The sequence below is a fragment of the Leptospira langatensis genome (assembly GCF_004770615.1).
GTDB classification, from domain to species: Bacteria; Spirochaetota; Leptospiria; order Leptospirales; family Leptospiraceae; genus Leptospira_B; species Leptospira_B langatensis.
On the sequence record NZ_RQER01000006.1, the window covers coordinates 43,771 to 60,487 of the forward strand.

General features: G+C 44.8%; 17 protein-coding genes. 9 read left to right on the forward strand and 8 right to left on the reverse strand.

The annotated features are described in order from the left end of the window. Window position 1: 1 nt before the first annotated feature. The 4 genes from EHO57_RS09490 to EHO57_RS09505 form a co-directional block, all read right to left on the reverse strand. A complete protein-coding gene (locus EHO57_RS09490; RefSeq protein WP_135645340.1) occupies window positions 2-640 on the reverse strand; it encodes a hypothetical protein in 639 nt (212 codons plus the stop codon). 160 nt (window positions 641-800) lie between these two features. After that, window positions 801-1,418: a response regulator transcription factor gene (locus tag EHO57_RS09495; RefSeq protein ID WP_135645338.1), complete on the reverse strand. Its 618-nt coding sequence runs from the start codon at window positions 1,416-1,418 to the stop codon at window positions 801-803. Beyond that, a complete protein-coding gene (locus tag EHO57_RS09500) occupies window positions 1,415-2,635 on the reverse strand; it encodes a sensor histidine kinase (RefSeq protein ID WP_135645336.1) in 1,221 nt (406 codons plus the stop codon). The genes EHO57_RS09495 and EHO57_RS09500 overlap by 4 nt, the downstream gene beginning before the upstream one ends. Window positions 2,636-2,773: 138 nt before the next feature. Next, window positions 2,774-3,646, reverse strand: coding sequence for an alpha/beta fold hydrolase (locus tag EHO57_RS09505; protein ID WP_135645334.1), 873 nt, complete (start codon window positions 3,644-3,646; stop codon window positions 2,774-2,776). 92 nt (window positions 3,647-3,738) lie between these two features. Between EHO57_RS09505 and EHO57_RS09510 the strand changes: the two genes are divergently transcribed. From EHO57_RS09510 to EHO57_RS09535, 6 genes are all read left to right on the forward strand, one after another. Further along, window positions 3,739-6,081, forward strand: a complete 2,343-nt coding sequence (locus tag EHO57_RS09510) for an ATP-binding protein (RefSeq protein ID WP_135645332.1) — start codon at window positions 3,739-3,741, stop codon at window positions 6,079-6,081. A gap of 22 nt (window positions 6,082-6,103) precedes the next feature. Continuing rightward, the gene (locus tag EHO57_RS09515; protein WP_135645330.1) at window positions 6,104-7,615 is read left to right on the forward strand and encodes a hybrid sensor histidine kinase/response regulator; all 1,512 of its coding nucleotides are present in this window, start codon (window positions 6,104-6,106) and stop codon (window positions 7,613-7,615) included. Between the two features lie 19 nt (window positions 7,616-7,634). Then, entirely contained in the window at window positions 7,635-8,630 is a 996-nt protein-coding gene (locus tag EHO57_RS09520; protein WP_135645328.1) for a phosphotransferase, read from the forward strand. 1 nt (window position 8,631) lies between these two features. Beyond that, window positions 8,632-9,372: an NTP transferase domain-containing protein gene (locus EHO57_RS09525; RefSeq protein ID WP_135645326.1), complete on the forward strand. Its 741-nt coding sequence runs from the start codon at window positions 8,632-8,634 to the stop codon at window positions 9,370-9,372. Between the two features lie 84 nt (window positions 9,373-9,456). Further along, complete coding sequence (locus EHO57_RS09530) at window positions 9,457-10,023, forward strand: RNA polymerase sigma factor (protein WP_135645324.1); 567 nt, start codon at window positions 9,457-9,459, stop codon at window positions 10,021-10,023. A 13-nt stretch (window positions 10,024-10,036) separates the two neighbouring features. Further along, window positions 10,037-10,615, forward strand: a complete 579-nt coding sequence (locus EHO57_RS09535) for a ClpP family protease (protein WP_135645322.1) — start codon at window positions 10,037-10,039, stop codon at window positions 10,613-10,615. A gap of 11 nt (window positions 10,616-10,626) precedes the next feature. Here EHO57_RS09535 and EHO57_RS09540 read toward each other — a convergent pair whose 3' ends face one another. The 4 genes from EHO57_RS09540 to EHO57_RS09555 all read right to left on the reverse strand — a co-directional run bounded on the left by EHO57_RS09540 (window position 10,627) and on the right by EHO57_RS09555 (window position 14,241). After that, window positions 10,627-11,226, reverse strand: coding sequence for a GNAT family N-acetyltransferase (locus EHO57_RS09540; protein WP_135645320.1), 600 nt, complete (start codon window positions 11,224-11,226; stop codon window positions 10,627-10,629). A 33-nt stretch (window positions 11,227-11,259) separates the two neighbouring features. Next, the gene (locus EHO57_RS09545; RefSeq protein WP_135645318.1) at window positions 11,260-12,159 is read right to left on the reverse strand and encodes a hypothetical protein; all 900 of its coding nucleotides are present in this window, start codon (window positions 12,157-12,159) and stop codon (window positions 11,260-11,262) included. A 281-nt stretch (window positions 12,160-12,440) separates the two neighbouring features. Next, window positions 12,441-12,785, reverse strand: coding sequence for a hypothetical protein (locus tag EHO57_RS09550; protein ID WP_135645316.1), 345 nt, complete (start codon window positions 12,783-12,785; stop codon window positions 12,441-12,443). A gap of 115 nt (window positions 12,786-12,900) precedes the next feature. After that, window positions 12,901-14,241, reverse strand: coding sequence for a glucose-6-phosphate isomerase (locus EHO57_RS09555; RefSeq protein ID WP_135645314.1), 1,341 nt, complete (start codon window positions 14,239-14,241; stop codon window positions 12,901-12,903). A gap of 135 nt (window positions 14,242-14,376) precedes the next feature. Here EHO57_RS09555 and galK point away from each other — a divergent pair, with 135 nt between their 5' ends. From galK to EHO57_RS09570, 3 genes are all read left to right on the forward strand, one after another. After that, the gene (gene galK / locus EHO57_RS09560; RefSeq protein ID WP_135645313.1) at window positions 14,377-15,540 is read left to right on the forward strand and encodes a galactokinase; all 1,164 of its coding nucleotides are present in this window, start codon (window positions 14,377-14,379) and stop codon (window positions 15,538-15,540) included. Between the two features lie 98 nt (window positions 15,541-15,638). Next, on the forward strand, window positions 15,639-16,058 hold the full coding sequence (locus tag EHO57_RS09565; protein ID WP_135645311.1) for an STAS domain-containing protein: 420 nt from the start codon (window positions 15,639-15,641) through the stop codon (window positions 16,056-16,058). Window positions 16,059-16,068: 10 nt separating this feature from the next. After that, window positions 16,069-16,695 (forward strand): uracil-DNA glycosylase family protein, encoded by a 627-nt coding sequence (locus EHO57_RS09570; protein WP_135645309.1) that lies wholly within the window; start codon window positions 16,069-16,071, stop codon window positions 16,693-16,695. Window positions 16,696-16,717: the final 22 nt, after the last annotated feature.

Sequence of the window (16,717 nt, forward strand, 5' to 3'; positions counted from 1 at the left end):
CTTACGCAACTTTCAATCTATAAAAACTCCAATGCACGATAAGGATCCTGGAGATCAGAGGATATAGAGTTCCTCGATAATCGGAATTCTTAGCCTCTCCTAACTCTTCGAAAGCAGCGATCAATTCTCGTAAGATCTCTCTTTCTCCCGGATCCCCCACCTGATCCAGATCTATTTCGGAGAGGTTCTCATCCTCTGGAAATTTTAAGCCGTTGGATTCTAAGAGTATTTCTAGTAACTTTTCGGCTTCTATGAATACGGACTCGGATGTTTTTTCAGGAGCCTCCGGACCTTCTAACAGAGAATAGATACCATCTGTCAGTTCTAGAATAAGCCCGCCTAGATCGGAATCGTCCCCATTCTCAAAGATAACATTTACATGATCGAGTTTCTCACGAAGAAGGGAACGTACTTGGGTAAACGACTCCGCCGCATATTGCATCTCACCTTCGTCCATGGATTCTTCAAAGCCTTGCAACCAATCCGGCCCGGTAGGTTCGAAACCATCCCAGTCTGCCCATAAGGATTCGCAGGCAAGAAAAACCTGATCCGCAGTCGTTCCAACATGTTTGTAAGTGGAAATCACTACGGCGAGACGAGCGAGAGCTTCGGACCATTCCGTTTCTCTTATCCCCATCATACCGTATACCATACACTAATAACAAACCGGAGAAAGCAAGTTTCCCTCTTATTTCAGTAGGATGACATTTTTATTCTCAATAGAGTAACGTTTACTCTCTTAAGTGACTTGAAACTAGTATGTTCTGTTACAGGAAAATTAAACCGTTTGGGTTAGTCGCTCATGGACCCGAAAATTTTCGGACCAAATCTACCCTGGAGTTCACTTGCAGTTTTTTGAAAATACTTTTGATCTGGATGCGGACCGTTCCTTCTTTCGTTCCGAAATGCTCTGCAATTTCCCTAGTCTTGGCTCCGTTTACGATCTGATGAAGTATCTCTCTTTCTCTAGGAGTGAGAGTTTCCGTCTCTTTTCTTAAAGGTTTTCTGAAGAAGGAAATGACCCTCGCAGCAAGTCCTGGAGAAAGAATGCCTCCCTCTTGGAGAACGATCCGAGTGACTTCCGTAATATCCTTTAAGTCCTTTTTTAACACGAAGCCTACTGCTCCGGCTTGCATCGCTTGGAATAACGCATCGTCCGAATCGACTGTGGTTACCATGACGTATTTAGGAATATCTTCTAATGCTTTCTGTTCCCTTAAGAAATCTATACCTGATTTGCCAGGAAGAATAATGTCCAAGAATACCAGATCGAACTGCTTTGCGCCTGCTTTCGAAAACTCCTCCACAGAAGGGAAGATTTCCGCTTTGTCCACCTCCTCCATTCCAAGTAAGGAATCCGCACAAGACCGAGCGAATCCAAGATTATCCTCTACAATAGCAATTCGAACCTTATTCATTCTATTTTTCCGACCCATCCACCCCTATTTAACGGCAGTGTTAACTCTCCTAGATATATTCCTTTTTCATAAGATTCAGACCATGAGCCCCCAATATTTTTCGCTCTTTGTAAAATTGTTTTCTTACCCGATCCCTCTACTTCCTTTCGAGGATCGTATTTGGATCCTGTCTTCAGATAGATGCGGATCTTGGATTCATCCGAAGTGTCCATTCCCCAGATAGATTCCTCCGAACCGTACTTCAGATCGTTGGAGCTTAGCTCTACAATGATCCCTAAAAAATCCTCTCTATCCGCCTCTGCCAATGCAAAGATCGAATCCCCGTCTTTTTCAAAACCTATCTTTCTCTGAAAGAGTTCGTATCTTTTCAGAAGAATGACCCGAAGCGCCATCCAAAGGTCTTCGCTTAACAATTTAGAATCTTCCCAAAGAGAGACGCTTGTTCGGATCCCCAAAGAGATCTTTCCCACAAGAGATTCCAGATCCTTGGCAGAGTTTGCATTCCATTCGGAACTGTTCTGTAACTTCTCCGCAAATCGTTTCAGGTCCAAAATATTTGCGCCTATATGATCGTGAATGTCCCTGAATACGGACTCTCTTTCCTGCCCTACTCTTTCGTGCAGAAGTCTAGACTTACGAATGCTGTCGAATCTATAAAAGAACCACCAGCGATTGAGTAAAATAGAGAATCCGTTGATAGCGACCATGTCTGCGAGGATCACCCAAAGCCCTCTTTTTTGGAACTCCTCCGGAGAGATCATCGCTACCCTCCCCAAATAATAGGCGGTAGTCATGAGAATGAAACCGACGAACAGAGAAGGTCTTGCGGGCAAAAAGAATCCGATCAAAAGAAGAATGACAGGATCCAAGACCCACATCTCCGGTTCGCTGAAGCGAAACTCGTTATCGTGGAATTGGGTCTCCACTTCGATCAGCATGATCGTAGCCAAAACGCAAATGACTAATGTCCTTCTCCAAAAAACCGAATGAAAGATCAAACGAGCACAAAGCGCAAGGATGCAGAAGAATACGGAGATCAGATCCAGATAGAGCAATAGGGAATTATCCCTCATGTACTCCAGGCTTGCCCCATGCAAACAGATAAGAGCAACCATCGAAAAGAAGTATCTAGAGACGGAGACTCCCTGTTCATACACCTCTTCCAAGATAGAAAGAGAAGAAGAAGATTGTATTGGGAATAATCTCAGCAATTTCATACGCAGCCTGAAATCGTTTCAGGGAAACGTAATCTGAAACTGCTAGCAGTCAATTGGATTTCTGAGCGAAAAAATTCTGAAACTATTCTGACTTAAAACTGAAGTAAATAAATCCAAATTCGCAAATATTAAACAATATTAAAGCCAGGCATTGATCTGTTCGGAGACTTCCCTAGGCTTTTCCATATGCAGAGCGTGTTTTACGTCTTGGATCCAGATCAATTTGCTATGCGTTATGTAGCCATGTAGCTTTTTCACCATGGGAGGATCTGTGATCGGGTCCTCCGTCCCCGAAACGATCAAAGTCTTTTGTTTTACTGCGGAAAGCTTTTGCCCAATAAAGATCTGCTTTTCCCGATCCAGAGTATTCTCCGTTAGGAATCTATGAGCCCGATTATTCCATTGGCTAAGCAAAGCTTTTTTTGCCAGCCATCCCAATTGAGGCGCATTCTCCTTGTACAAGGCAGAGAGCAGTCTTTCTATCTCCGCCGATTTGGAAGGAAACAATAACTCCTTCATCTCGTCCCTTTTGGGGTGAGGAATGCCTCCCGGTGCAAGTAAAACTAACTTTTTGATCCTCTTCTCCCAATTCGAATCTTGGATAGCGATCAGCATTGCGATCAATCCGCCCATGGAATGGCCGCCTAACACGAGTTCTTTGAGATCCAATTTGCGGATGGAATTGTACAGAAGTTGGGAAAATGTATCTATCTGGTAAAGGAATTTGATCGGAGGAAGAGGACTTAGCCCGAAACCAGGGATATCCGGCATCAAAATGTCATAATCCTTCCTCAGAAAAGGAGCCATTCTTCGGAAACCGGTAGCGGAATCCAGGAGTCCATGGATGAGAAGCAAGGACTTGCCTGAATTTACTTCGGATCTTCTTCTCAAGAAGAAGATCTTATGCCCTTCCAGATCCACAGAAAGAGATTCGAAGCCCAGTTCCTTTCTCATGAATGAGATTTTTTGTCTGGTATAATTTCTGAGAAAAAGTTCGTATAGAAAATCCATTGCTTGGACTAGGATCGGGCCTCAGCCGGAATCTAGCAAGGAATCCAAATCAATTTTATGAGGCGGAGATCCGATATTAATTACAATATTCCATGGATACTCAGGAATTCGTTCTACTCTTAGAAAAGGCCTTCTTTCCCGCACAGGAAGGCGTACTGATCCTGGAACCGGGAACCTATCGGATCCTGGGAGGAAACCCCAAGGCAAGCTCCATCCTTGGTTACGGTAAGAACGAACTGAAAGGTCTTTCTCTCAGTAATCTTCTTTCTCGTCCGGATAATATAGGGGATTATAATACAGGCGCCGAGGAATTAGGCATCTCGTTACTCTGGAACCTAAGAAGAAAGGACGGGACACTTCTTCTCGCAGACTTTACGATCAACGCGTTCTCCGATTCGCCTAACTCTCCTTTGATCTTTCATATCTACCAAAGATCGGAGATCAGAGAGATAGAGCTCAGACTGTATTATCTGCAAAGCATCTTAAGGACACTTCGTTTATTAAAACTCAATCTGAGATCCTTGCGAATGAGTTCGGAAAGCACTCTATTCCAAAAGATCTGTGATACCCTGAAGGAAAATCCTCACTACAGTTTAGTCTGGGGTTTTTATAGAAGGGAAGATGGCACGGATCAGATACTGATCCAATCCGATCTGGATACCAAATGGAGAAAATCCTTAGAGACGGCCTGGGAAGAGAAGAAGTTAGTCTCTCCTTTTGCAAGCCTCTTAAAAGGAACGGAACAATTCCATATCTACGAGTTCGGCACCCAGATCTATCCGGAATGGGAAGAAGCCCTTATGGCAAAGGACTTTAAGAGATCCTTGAGCTTGATCATCCGAGAAGAAGGGACCATTGTAGGCGGGATACAGATCATCTCCAAAGAGAATATGGCATTCGACTCAGGAGAGAACTATCTTTATTTCGAGATCGTAGAAGATCTATTGTCTTCCTTACAATATCTGAGGATCGAAAAACAAAGAAGGGAGACGGCAAAGATACTCCAATTCCAAGGAGCATTATTGAACTCCTTAGAAGTACCTCTTCTCTCTACTGACGACGAAGGCTTTATTACATACGTAAATAATAATATTAGTTCTTTATTAGGGATCTCTAAAGATGAGATCACCGGAGTGCAAGTAAGAGATCTCCTGAAGTTGGATCCGGAGGCGATGGATACGATCCTCCTAGGCTCCAGAGCGGAAACCAGGATCACCATCCGAGGAAGACATGAGGTCCCGTTCCTTCTCGCATCTTCTTCCCTAAAGGACGATTACGGTAACAGGATAGGAACGATCTTGTTACTTTTAGATATCACCGAACAGAAGAAAAACGAAGAATTAATACGAGCTTCCGAAATGAAATTGCGGAACTTATTCGCCTCCATGAATAATGGAATCGTAATATTAGACCCGCACGGCAAAGTATTGGAAGTCGCGCCAATCCTGAAGTTCTTCCTATTCCAATTCCTGAATGTGGAAGCTCAGGACGATTTTCCAAGACTATTTCCGGACGAAGCGGAGAAAGGGATCCGTGCCAAATTGGAAGAATGCATCCGCACGCAGAGAGCCGCTTATTTCGACTTCTCGATGATCCTATTAGGAGAAGAGGAAAATTATTTTTCCATAAAGTTCCTTCCTCTCAAGAAATATCAGGAATTCCCTGTGGCGGCGATGTTGATCTTCTCCGACGTAACTCAAACAAAGATCTTGGACAGACAATTGTACGAGACCGCAAAATTCGCTTCTATCGGGGAGATCGCTGCAGGGATCGCACACGAGGTGAACAATCCACTGCAGTCCAGCCTACTCTATCTAGAGGATCTTGTAGAACATGAAGATCCGGATCCGATCGAAAGAAAAAAAGTCTACAAGAGAATAGAAGGTGCCGCGTTACGCATCCGAGATCTGATCAAAGGCCTCTTGGATCTAGGAAGAAGAGCGCCCAGAAAGAAGGAGCTTGTTTCTCCTTATTTCATTCTTCTCAGAGCCTGCGAACTCATAGAAGTAAGTTGCAAGAAAAACGGAATCGAGCTCAAGAGGGTCGCAAATCCGGAACTTCCTCAGATCTCAGTCGCTTGGCAGGAGATAGAACAAGTCCTCATCAACTGTCTTGTGAACGCTGTGAATGCAATATCCGAAATGGAACATAAACCGGCAAATCCTTTGATACAAGTTTCAGCGCGAAAAGAATTATATTTGAACGGAGAAATGGTGAGTTTTACCATTCAAGATAACGGCCCCGGAATGAGCGCCGAAGTAGTAGAGAAGGCTTTCTTACCTCTTTACACGACAAGAAGAACAAAACAAGGTACCGGACTCGGGCTGACGATCTCTCAAAGGATCATCACCGATCACGGTGGCTCCATTCATTTAGAATCGAATCCTGGCCAAGGCACCAAGGTCACGGTTCGAGTTCCGGTAGGTAAGGTATGACGTATTTCCATCGCGGGACCCCATGACCACTCGGGGAAATCCCAATGTCCTGATCATAGACGACGAGGCCGAAATACGTACAGCCTTGGAAAGGGTTATTTCCAGAGAAGGCTATCATGTCTTTCTCGCCGAAGATTACGATTCCGCCATGAAGATCGTGCGAGACTATCAAGTAGATATAGTGATCTCGGACATCCTGATGGGAGGAAAGGACGGGATCGAAGTAGCCAGAGAGATCAAAAAATATAATTCTAATATTCCAGTTATCTTAATTACCGGAAACCCGCAGCTCCATACGGCAGAAGAAGCTCTGAGGAACCGAGTGTTCGATTATATCTCCAAACCTGTGAGCAGACAGAATATACTCGCAGCACTCGAGAATGCGAAGAGAGAGAAAGAGGAGAAAGATCGCAAGTCAAAACGTATCCTCAAAACTGTCCGGGAAAGATCCCATCTCGCACAGCAATCCAGAGATCTGAACTATCGCAATAGTCTTATTTTAGAGACAACAGGGGATTGTGTGATCACTCTAGACGATGACCTAACGATCAGAGGAGCAAATCAAGCCACTGTCCGCAATTTCGGCTACGAAGAATCCGAGATTGTTGGCCAAAAGATCACCCTTCTCATCTCGGAAGAGAACAGAGATACTTATATGGAAAGGATCGCACATCTGGTAAATCGAAAATCGGACCACCAGATCGCTCGACTCCACAATGCGGAATTGATGAGCAGATCCGGAGAAAAGTTCAATTTCGATATTTCCGTATGTCGCTATGAATTGAACGGAAAAACATATTTTACCGGGATTGCGAGAGATATTACGCAAAAGAATATCATCTCCGAGAAATTGGTGGATGCGGAGAGAAGAGCCTTTTTAACCACGATCGCCTCTAGCATCGGTCATGAGATCAATAACGCACTCACTGCAGTACAAGGATTCATAGAAGTTGCGAGACTTCCTGACGCGGACGAACCCATCAAGGACAAGGCCATCCAGGTTACTTGGAACCAGATCACCAAACTCAAGAACCTTACATTCAACCTATTACAATTAGGCAAACCGGGAGATCTAGGTAGGGACAGAGAGATCTTGGACCTAAACGACGTAGTAGAATCCGTAATCGAAGTCTTTCGCAAGACGACTCGATTGAAATACTGTGAGATCGTATTCCAAAAGGCGAGAGAAAAGACTTATGTGCATTCGAATGCGGATCAGTTAAGTCTATTGTTCTCCAATATATTCTTAAATTCCGCAGACGCCACATCCAATAAGGGAAGAATAGAGATCTCCGTATCCGAAAGAAATCGCCATCCTATGGTACAGATCAAGGACGATGGGATCGGTATGGCACCGGAAGTCTTGACCAAGATCTTTCAACCCTACTTCACTACGAAGAAAACGGGACAAGGCACCGGCTTAGGAATGTTCGTCGCCAAAGAAATAGCGGATCACTTTGGGATCAGGATCGAAATCGATTCGGAGCCCGAAAAAGGCACAGAATTCCGCTTGGTCTTTCCGGACAAATTGTAGAACTAGCCCATAAGTGGCTATGAATAACGTATTGGGAGAAGCAGAGCTTCGCTTCTTAGCGGAGGGAGGAGCCTTCCCCGACAAGATAGAACTCTTAAATCCGGAAGCATCTGCGCGAAGATACTATCGAGTTCATTTCTTGGGCAAACCAACCAAGATATTATGCAAGGACCAAGTCTTTCAACACGACTTCGTGGATGTCGGAAACTTCTTGGAGCATTACGGCTTCAAGGTCCCAAAAGTATATAAGACGGACATACTCAATAAACTCATTCTGCTCTCGGACGAAGGAGACAAGGATCTAAGCACCATCCAAGACGATTCCGAATACAGGGACTATTTGGTAAAATGCATCGCGATGCTGATCTCTCTCCAAAAGTTGCATGCTGATCCTCCGGTCTCCACGAGGGAATTCGATTACGAAAAATTAAACTACGAGAACCAATTCACATTATCTGCATACCAAAGGTTCTCCGAACTATTCCGTACAAAGACAAAGCTAAGACCTGAGGTCATCTTCTTTTTAGAAGAAGCCGCTGGCTTTCTCGCAGAGTACAAGGACAAAGTTTTCTGCCATAGGGACTTCCATTCTAGAAACATAATGCTTTCTCCCGAAGGTGAATTGACCCTGATCGATTTCCAGGATGCAAGGATGGGAACTCCTTTTTACGATCTAGCCAGCCTTCTCTATGACGCATATCGACCCATACCGTTTGCAATGAGACAGGGTTTGTTCCTGCTATTCTTAAAAGAGAACCATGGACGTTTTCATAAACCTAAAGAATGCTATTATCTACAAGCGCTGCAGAGATCCTATAAGGCGCTAGGTTCCTATTTCATGTTGGTAGCGGACAAGAAGCAGGATAAATATAGAAAAAGCGTGCTGCAGTGTCTGGAAAATCTACTCGAGATCGTACAAGTGGGATTATTCCCCGATCAACTCTTCTTATTCTTTCATCTATTAAAACAGGAATTGGCATCTAATTCCCTATTCCTGGAAAAATTAGAAGGTTAGAATGAGCAAAAAAGCCTTCTTTCCTTGTGCCGGTTTCGGAAAAAGAATGGGGGAATGGACCACTTCCCTTCCCAAGCCCCTACTCAGAATACATAACATTCCTCTAATATATTATTCACTGTTTCACGCTAAGAACTGGGGAGTGCAAGAGGCGATCGCCAACACTCATTATCTGGGAGAGAAGATCGAGACAGAACTCGAAAATTTCCCGGACTTCCCACTCAAATTCTCGGCAGAGACAGCGGAAATACTAGGGACCGGAGGAGGGATCCGCACAGCGATCGAAAGATACTGGAGCCTCCAAGACGAATTCCTAGTTTTAAATCCGGATTTCATTCTGTTTCCAGACGTCTCCTTCTCTCCTTGGCCAAGCGAAGAAGAGAAGAAGGATTTCGATTGCATCCTTTATCTGGGAGAAGTCCCCAAAGACGCAAGTTATACCGGGCTCAGTCTCGAGAACGAAAGGGTGCATTTTTCACCGGGAGGCTATTTCTATTTAGGTCTTTCTTGGATGAAGGCAAAAGTCCTTTCCGACCTGGAACCCGATCAGCCTTACGATCTCGCGGATACGTTTCGCAGACTTTCCGACCAGGATCGATTGGGAGGAAAGATCTTTCCTGGGACCTTCTTGGATCTGGGAGAGAGGGAATTCTACGAACTCCACAAGGACACCGATTTCTCGGACAGACTTCCTCCTTCTTGGGGGGAATTTTCCAAGGATAAGGGCCGATTTTCCTCCTAGACCGAAGTTCTAGCGCCCTGTTCCGTTTGAAAAATAGTTTCGATTCGTACACCCCAAAATTGAAACTGGGACCCTCTAACAGATATGCGCGATTTTAAAGTACTAGTCACAGAAGCCTCCAAGGGAGAAGAGCCGGCCTTCAACGAATTGATGACCCGCTTCGAAAAGTACGTTAGCAGCCAGGCTGCCAAACGAATTCGAGATCAATCCAAGGCAGAAGACTTAAGTCAGGAGGTCTTTCTAGAAGCCTGGAAGGTGCTACCTTCTCTTAGGCAACCGGAGGCGTTTCCTTTTCTCTTAAGAAGATTAGTGCTCAAGCACTCGGATCGGATCCTGAGAAAAAAAGATCTTCTCGGAACGGAACTCAATCCCGAGATCACCAAGGCCGCTCCTCGCTCCGGAGATAGTTGGAGAAAAGAGGTTCTGGACGCGTTAGACGAATTACCTTCGGAAGAAAAGCAGCTCCTGGATCTGAGATACTTCGACGGGATGAGCTACGAGCAGATCACGGAGAAGACGGGGATACCGATCGGCAATCTAAAGAATCGTCTGAGAAGAAGCAGAGAACTACTTCGCAGACAATTATTGAACAAATCCGATCGGAAAGAATGGTTGGAAGTCCTACACGGGCCAATGGCGATGGCATCCTAATATGGAGATTCGAATGGAAAACGGAATAGCGGAACTTGCCCAATTACCGGGCCTGCGCCTGGAAGATAGTCAGTTAAAGGAAAGAAAGGTCTTTCTTTGGGGGCAGGTGGACGATAGCTCCGCAAAATACGTTGTAGATCGTCTATTATATCTTTCTAATATGGATCCTGAAAAGGATATCACCCTTGTGATCAATAGTCCCGGAGGAGCCAATACCGCGGGAATGGCTATCCTCGATACGATGGATCTGATCCCTAATGATGTAAACACAGTTTGCATGGGATTAGCGGCAAGTTTCGGAGCGCTCCTTCTTCTTTCCGGAACCAAAGGAAAACGATCCGCCTTCCCTCATAGCAGGATCATGCTCCACCAACCTCATGTTCCCGGAAGGTTCGAGGCACAGGCTACGGATATAGGTATATTCGCTTCTATGATCGAAAGGGATAAAAAGGAGATCAATCGGATCGTCTCTCTGAGGACCGGTCAACCTCTCGAGATCGTCGAAAGGGATACCGATCGAGATCTTTGGCTCAACCCATATGAGGCCAAAGAATACGGAGTGATCGATTCAGTGGTAGAAAACTGGCGATAAGGAAAGGATCCTTATTCCAGTCCCAATTTGAATTTTAAATGGGATCTTACGGTGGGCCATTCGGAATTGATAATGCTGTATACCGCTGTATCGCGCAATGTCCCATTCTTACTGATCCTGTGATTTCGTAAGATACCATCCATCTTAGCCCCCAATCTCTCTATGGCTCTGCGAGATTGGGTATTAAAGAAATGAGTCCTAAATTCCACGGCAATACAATCTAAGACCTCGAACGCGTGTCTTAGTAATAAAAGCTTACATTCGGTATTGATCAAGGTTTTCTGTACACTTTTGCTGTACCAAGTAGATCCGATCTCCACTCTCCTTGCCTCCTTTTCTATATTCATAAAACGAGTGGAGCCTAGGATTTTTTCGTCCGACTTTCTCAAAACAGCAAACGGAAGAGAAAGACCTAACTTCTGCTCTTCTAAAGCTTTTTCGATCCAGCCTTGCATTTCTTGGGGCGGAGAAATATTCGTGAACCAAAGCTTCCAGAGTTCTCCGTCCCGGACTGCTTCTGCAAGAGCTTCCGTATGCTCTAACCGTAAAGGAACAAGCTGGACTAAGTCGCCCGATAAAGTGATCGGTTTAGGAGGATAATTCGGATCCAATATAATATTTTCCTTATGTATTAAGATCTTAGATCAGGACCAGAGATAACCGGATAGACACCAGGCGCATACATCCCTGGTCGAAGGGATCTCCTTCGCTCTTTCTATCACATCTTCCGGCAATGTCCTAAAGAAGATCCTGTCGTCTACGGTCCTTCCACAGATCGTACAGACAGACATCTTCCAGGGTTCGATCGTTTCCCCTTCCTTCTCCTTATCGGAATGAAAACGGAAAGGTCTCAGATCCTCGTCCTTCTCGATCTTTTCTCGCAAAGAGCTGTATCCGCTATCGAATGGGATCTCCACTCTGAATACATGCTCTCCTTCCATGGTGTCGAATCTTAGGAGATTTGGATGCAGACCTATCTCTTGGAATTGCAGAAAAGAAAGAGCGATGTCGATCTCTCTTCCCTCTTCGTCGAAAGGATAGTCTTCGTAGTATTCGGAAAGATTGTGATAGGATTTTGCCCTGGACAAGTACTCCGTCAATTCCTCTTCGGACTCGGAAGTGATAATGGCCTTGTTTGCCAGTTCCACTGTGATCCCTGTCGGTCCATGAAGGATCGTGGTCCTCAGAAAGAAGCCCTCTTCCTTCAGCTTTGGTTTGAGACTAAGAGGATCGGAGAAATCCCATTCCTTCTCAAATTCAGCTTCTCTTTCCGTGAGGGATTCCGGATCGGAAGGATCCCAACCCTTCTCTTTATAGTAGGAGTTCCTACAATTTTCTCTATAAGTTCTTTCCAAAAGGGAATATAAGAGGCAAAGCCCGGGAGGAAGAATGTCGGTCTTCTTATAGAACTCTAAACAATAGCGAAGATAACTCTCCAGATTGGATTTATAATGTCCGGAAAGAACAACACCGTGAAGAACGATCTTCTTACCGAGTTCAATCCCTCTGGCAAGACGTTCCATTTTGCCTTGTTCCAATTCCATTCGCTTAAGGAGTCCTAAATCCCACAAAATATCGGGATCTTTACACTCTCTGTCGCCTTTTTTTTGTCTGGATGAAATCGAAAAAAAAACCGGCCCGTATTCTCGAACGGAGGTCCGAAGACACGGACCGGTTAAATTGGTGCTATATTGGATGGGAAAAAAATAACGAAAAATCTCCTAAGTTCTGTTCTGTTTATGTTTCTTTTTTTTTCCAAAGCCAAAGCAAACGTATGAGTACGCGCTGAGGGTTCGGAGTTTACGGACTTTGTCCTAAGACTCGATTAGATAAGGGATGGAGGAGGTATATTCAACAGATGTTGAGATAATAATTTTGTGTGTTGGAATTGAAACCTATCCTGACGGGAAGGATTTAATTCAGAGAGACCTGGTTTATGTATTCTCGAAGAATAAGTAAGCCCAACGAATAGTTCCGATACTTCGGAATCCTCTACTGCTAAACCATTTAATTCTTCGACATCGGTCTCAAGCCCTACGATACTTTGCGTAGTTAAAGGCTTCTTCCCGGGATAAGTGCTGGTGGATGGCCCGGAGTGTAGGAAAAAGATAAGGGTAAATAATGCTAAGGAAGCTGAAATGATCCTCAGTTTTTTACCTTTTTGAGCCATACTACTTCTAATCGGAAACCCAAACAAAGGTCTGTCAAGCGTTTCGGAATTGCTTTCGAGAGAATTAGAGAAAAAAATTCAAAATCCTCGTTTTCGAAATTCCAAATTTATAAGTTTAGACCCCTTTCTTCTTCAAAATTTCCCGTAAGTCCTCGAAACCGGGTTTTCCGAGCAATGCGAACATATTCTTTTTATACGCCTCAACCCCAGGCTGATCGAAGGGATTCACTCCTAATACGTTGCCCGAGATCCCGCAGGCCAATTCGAAGAAATACATAAGCTGTCCCATACTTTTGGCTCCCGTATCGGAAAATAAGATTTCCAAACAAGGGACCTTCCCCTCGGAATGTGCCACTAGAGTGCCAAGAAGAGCCTGCTCATTTACCTCGCTCATCTTCTTTCCTGCTAGGAAATTCAGTCCGTCCAGATCGTCCGGATCCTTGGCAATACGGATCTCTTCTCCGCTATTCTTAGGATAAAGAACTGTTTCAAACAGATGCCTCTCCCCTTCTTGCAAGTACTGCCCCATGGAATGTAGATCAGTGGTCAGATCCACGGAGGCAGGAAAGATCCCCAGCCCTTCCTTTCCTTCGCTTTCTCCGAAGAGTTGTTTCCACCATTCTGCAAGAGTATGAAGAGAAGGGGTATAGCTCGCCATTACCTCTAGCTTCTTTCCGGAACGATAAAAACAATTTCGATATGTAGCATACAAACAAGCCAGATTCGTTTCCGGAGAAGGATCGCTTAAGAGTGCATCCGCTGCTTCTTGGAAGCCTTCCCAAAAGGCATGAATATCTATACCCGCAGCGGCTATCGGGAATAATCCCACCGGAGTGAGAACGGAATACCTTCCTCCCACGTTATCCGGAATTGTGAAGGTCGCGAACCCCAACTCTTGGGACATTTTTAAAAGAGCGCCTTTGGAACCGTCGGTGGTAGCTACGATCCTTTCCTTTGCGTGATCGCCGTACTTCTTCTTTGCAAGATCCCAAAGCATGCGCAGGGCCAAGGCAGGTTCGGTAGTAGTCCCGGATTTGGAGATCACGTTTACAGAGAACTCCCTCCCCTCCAAATATTTTAGAAGCTCGGAATGATAACGTGCATCTAGTTGGTGTCCCGCATAAATGATCTCGGGAGCGCCGAGTTTAGGACTGGAGAAATAAGATCTAGCCGAATCGATGACTGCTCTTGCGCCTAGATACGATCCTCCGATACCGACAACCACTACAGTTTCGGATTGGGCCCTGATCTTTGCCGCAACGGATTGGATCTTTTGGAGTTCTTCTTGCTTCTTGTTTTGGGGAAGACGGACCCATCCCAAAAATTCGGATCCTGGCGATGTTCCATTCAATAGTTTTTGCAAGGCAAGGGCGGACTCTTTTCCGACTGCCTCTTTTTGTTTCGGATCTATAAACTCAGCAGCAAATCGATCCTTTAATTCTAAAGCGAAGGCCATCGACTTTCTCCAATCCCGGACATCCGCGACAGATTACGGAGATTAGCCGGAATAGCAAGGAAAAACGTTGCTTTCAGAAAGTTACATTTTCCCAAAATCCTTGTAAGTTTGGATCGGAAGTTTTTATCTTCCAGAATGGTTCTGTCAGTGAAAGAGATCCTGGCTCAAAGTTTAAAAGCGGCCTTTCCCGATTTTTCCGATCCATTCCCTCTTCGTTTCTTTTCCGCACCCGGTAGGATCAATCTGATCGGGGAACATGTGGATTATGCAGGAGGAACAGTCTTTCCCGCTGCCATAGATTTCAGAGTGTTTCTGGCAGTACGAAAGAATGGAAGGGAGGATTTTAGGATCTATTCCCAAGACTTTCAATCGGAGCTGATCACGAACTCTCTAGCTTATTCGGAAACGAAGACCTGGGCCAATTATATATTGGGTGTGATCTCGGAAGCCCGTAAAAAGGGACTGTCCGTGCAAGGGTTCGATCTAGCGTTCACGGGAAATATTCCCCAGGGAGCGGGACTCTCTTCTTCTGCAGCGGTAGAAGTTGGGACCGCCTTCGCACTTTCTCAGATCTTCTCTTGGGGAATTTCGAGAGAAGAGATCGCTCTTCTTTCTCAATCCGCAGAAAATCATTTTGTCGGAGTCAATTGCGGCATCATGGACCAATTCGTGATCGCGACCGCTAAGCCTTCTTCCTGCATTTCCTTGGATACGGAAAGTCTGGAATATTCCTATCATTCTTTGGATCTGCCGGGCTTCGAATTTTATCTCATCGATTCCAAAGTGAAACATAATCTTAAAGAAAGTGAATATAACGATAGAAGAAGAGAAGTCGAGTCTGCCACGGAAAAATTACGGAAGTTCGATCCAGGATTGAAAAACTTAAACGAGGCGGATCCGGAAAACCTGAATTCAGTAGGACTGACCGAAACGGAAAAGAAAAGGGCCGAGCATATCCTGGGAGAAAGATCCAGGGTTCGTAACGTTATCCGCTATTTGAAAGAAAAAGACCCTGTAGGCTTAGGCAAGGAATTATATCTCTGCCACCAATCCTTAGCCGAAAAGTTCCAAGTTTCCTGTGAAGAAACCGATTTTATCGTAAACAATCTGCATGCAAGGAACGTTTTGGGAGCTAGGATGATCGGAGGCGGTTTCGGAGGTTGCATTCTAGTCTTGGATAAGGAAGGTAGATCCGAGTCGGTATTCTCCGAGCTACAAAAAGAATATTTAAGAACATTCGGTTTAGAAGCGAAGATCTATCGTTTTCGTATTTCGGAAGGTGTAAGAGAAGACACTTAAGAGATACAACAATCGAAGAAAAAACGGATAAAATCCTTGCATAAACCGGAAGACATTCGATAGTCTTCGCATTCGGTCCGAACCGATCCAATGAAACTATGTCTGAAAGTCCCTGGAATTTGGATAGCAATGAATTCGATCACGATGCTCCAGAACTAGGAGTCTTTTTAGATCAAGACAATATCCCCGATGGACTTCCTCAGGAAGCAGTCGTTGTCAAGATCACCGGAGAGATCAATTTATACTCCGCTCAGATCATGAAGGAACGATTCTTTCATCTACTGGACCGAGGCTTCATTTATTTATTAGTCAATATGGAGAATGTTAAGTACATAGACTCTTCCGGTTTGGGAGTGTTTATGGCGACCCACTCCAGATTGGTCAAAAGCGGCAAGGGAGGGATCGCGGTATTCTCTCCTTCTTCTCAAGTGAACAAGATCCTGGAACTTACCAAACTCAAAAGCCTGATCCGAGTCGGAACTACCTCCTTGGAAGCTTGGAGACTTTTGGCTCCTTGATCCGTTTGGGATGCGATCTAACAAAGAATTCTCACAACATCTAGATACACTGATCCATTGCAGGCTTTGCCCGAATATGAAAGGCAATCCTGTTCATGGCGGGATCCCCGGCGCAAAGATCATGAGTATAGGACAGGCTCCCGGTATTCACGAAGAAAGATTCGGAAGACCCTTCGCATATACTGCAGGCAAGACCTTATTCAAATGGTTTGCCTCCATAGGAATAGAAGAAGAACTTTATCGCTCCAAAGTAAATATGTCCGCGGTCTGTAGATGCTTTCCAGGCAAGGCAAAGAGCGGAGACAGAAAACCGGATGCAAGCGAAGTTGAGAATTGTTCTAGATATCTTCGCTTTGAAGTAAATTACAATCGTCCGGAGCTTTTGATCCCCATCGGTAAATTGGCGATCGACCAACTGATGGACAATAAGAAGTACAAACTAGACGAAGTGATCGGCAAGAAGTTCAAAAAAGAATATTACGGAGTGGAATTGGACTGGATCCCGCTCCCTCATCCTTCGGGTTTGAATGTTTGGAATCATACTACCGAAGGAAAGATCCTAATCGCTAAATCCCTGGATCTGATCCGCAAACATCCTGCGGTGAAGAGAGAACTTTTAGGTAAAAGTCTAAAATAGAATAACCGTATTTCCTATTCTC

What these genes read in the sequence shown, in the direction of transcription:
- EHO57_RS09565 (WP_135645311.1), top strand. Translation starts at nt 15,639, where the DNA reads ATGTCTGAAAGTCCCTGGAATTTGGATAGCAATGAATTCGATCACGAT.
- EHO57_RS09550 (WP_135645316.1), bottom strand. Translation starts at nt 12,785, where the DNA reads ATGGCTCAAAAAGGTAAAAAACTGAGGATCATTTCAGCTTCCTTAGCA.
- galK (WP_135645313.1), top strand. Translation starts at nt 14,377, where the DNA reads ATGGTTCTGTCAGTGAAAGAGATCCTGGCTCAAAGTTTAAAAGCGGCC.
- EHO57_RS09525 (WP_135645326.1), top strand. Translation starts at nt 8,632, where the DNA reads ATGAGCAAAAAAGCCTTCTTTCCTTGTGCCGGTTTCGGAAAAAGAATG.
- EHO57_RS09520 (WP_135645328.1), top strand. Translation starts at nt 7,635, where the DNA reads ATGAATAACGTATTGGGAGAAGCAGAGCTTCGCTTCTTAGCGGAGGGA.
- EHO57_RS09495 (WP_135645338.1), bottom strand. Translation starts at nt 1,418, where the DNA reads ATGAATAAGGTTCGAATTGCTATTGTAGAGGATAATCTTGGATTCGCT.
- EHO57_RS09515 (WP_135645330.1), top strand. Translation starts at nt 6,104, where the DNA reads ATGACCACTCGGGGAAATCCCAATGTCCTGATCATAGACGACGAGGCC.
- EHO57_RS09505 (WP_135645334.1), bottom strand. Translation starts at nt 3,646, where the DNA reads ATGGATTTTCTATACGAACTTTTTCTCAGAAATTATACCAGACAAAAA.
- EHO57_RS09530 (WP_135645324.1), top strand. Translation starts at nt 9,457, where the DNA reads ATGCGCGATTTTAAAGTACTAGTCACAGAAGCCTCCAAGGGAGAAGAG.
- EHO57_RS09570 (WP_135645309.1), top strand. Translation starts at nt 16,069, where the DNA reads ATGCGATCTAACAAAGAATTCTCACAACATCTAGATACACTGATCCAT.
- EHO57_RS09555 (WP_135645314.1), bottom strand. Translation starts at nt 14,241, where the DNA reads ATGGCCTTCGCTTTAGAATTAAAGGATCGATTTGCTGCTGAGTTTATA.
- EHO57_RS09500 (WP_135645336.1), bottom strand. Translation starts at nt 2,635, where the DNA reads ATGAAATTGCTGAGATTATTCCCAATACAATCTTCTTCTTCTCTTTCT.
- EHO57_RS09490 (WP_135645340.1), bottom strand. Translation starts at nt 640, where the DNA reads ATGATGGGGATAAGAGAAACGGAATGGTCCGAAGCTCTCGCTCGTCTC.
- EHO57_RS09510 (WP_135645332.1), top strand. Translation starts at nt 3,739, where the DNA reads ATGGATACTCAGGAATTCGTTCTACTCTTAGAAAAGGCCTTCTTTCCC.
- EHO57_RS09545 (WP_135645318.1), bottom strand. Translation starts at nt 12,159, where the DNA reads ATGGAATTGGAACAAGGCAAAATGGAACGTCTTGCCAGAGGGATTGAA.
- EHO57_RS09535 (WP_135645322.1), top strand. Translation starts at nt 10,037, where the DNA reads ATGGAAAACGGAATAGCGGAACTTGCCCAATTACCGGGCCTGCGCCTG.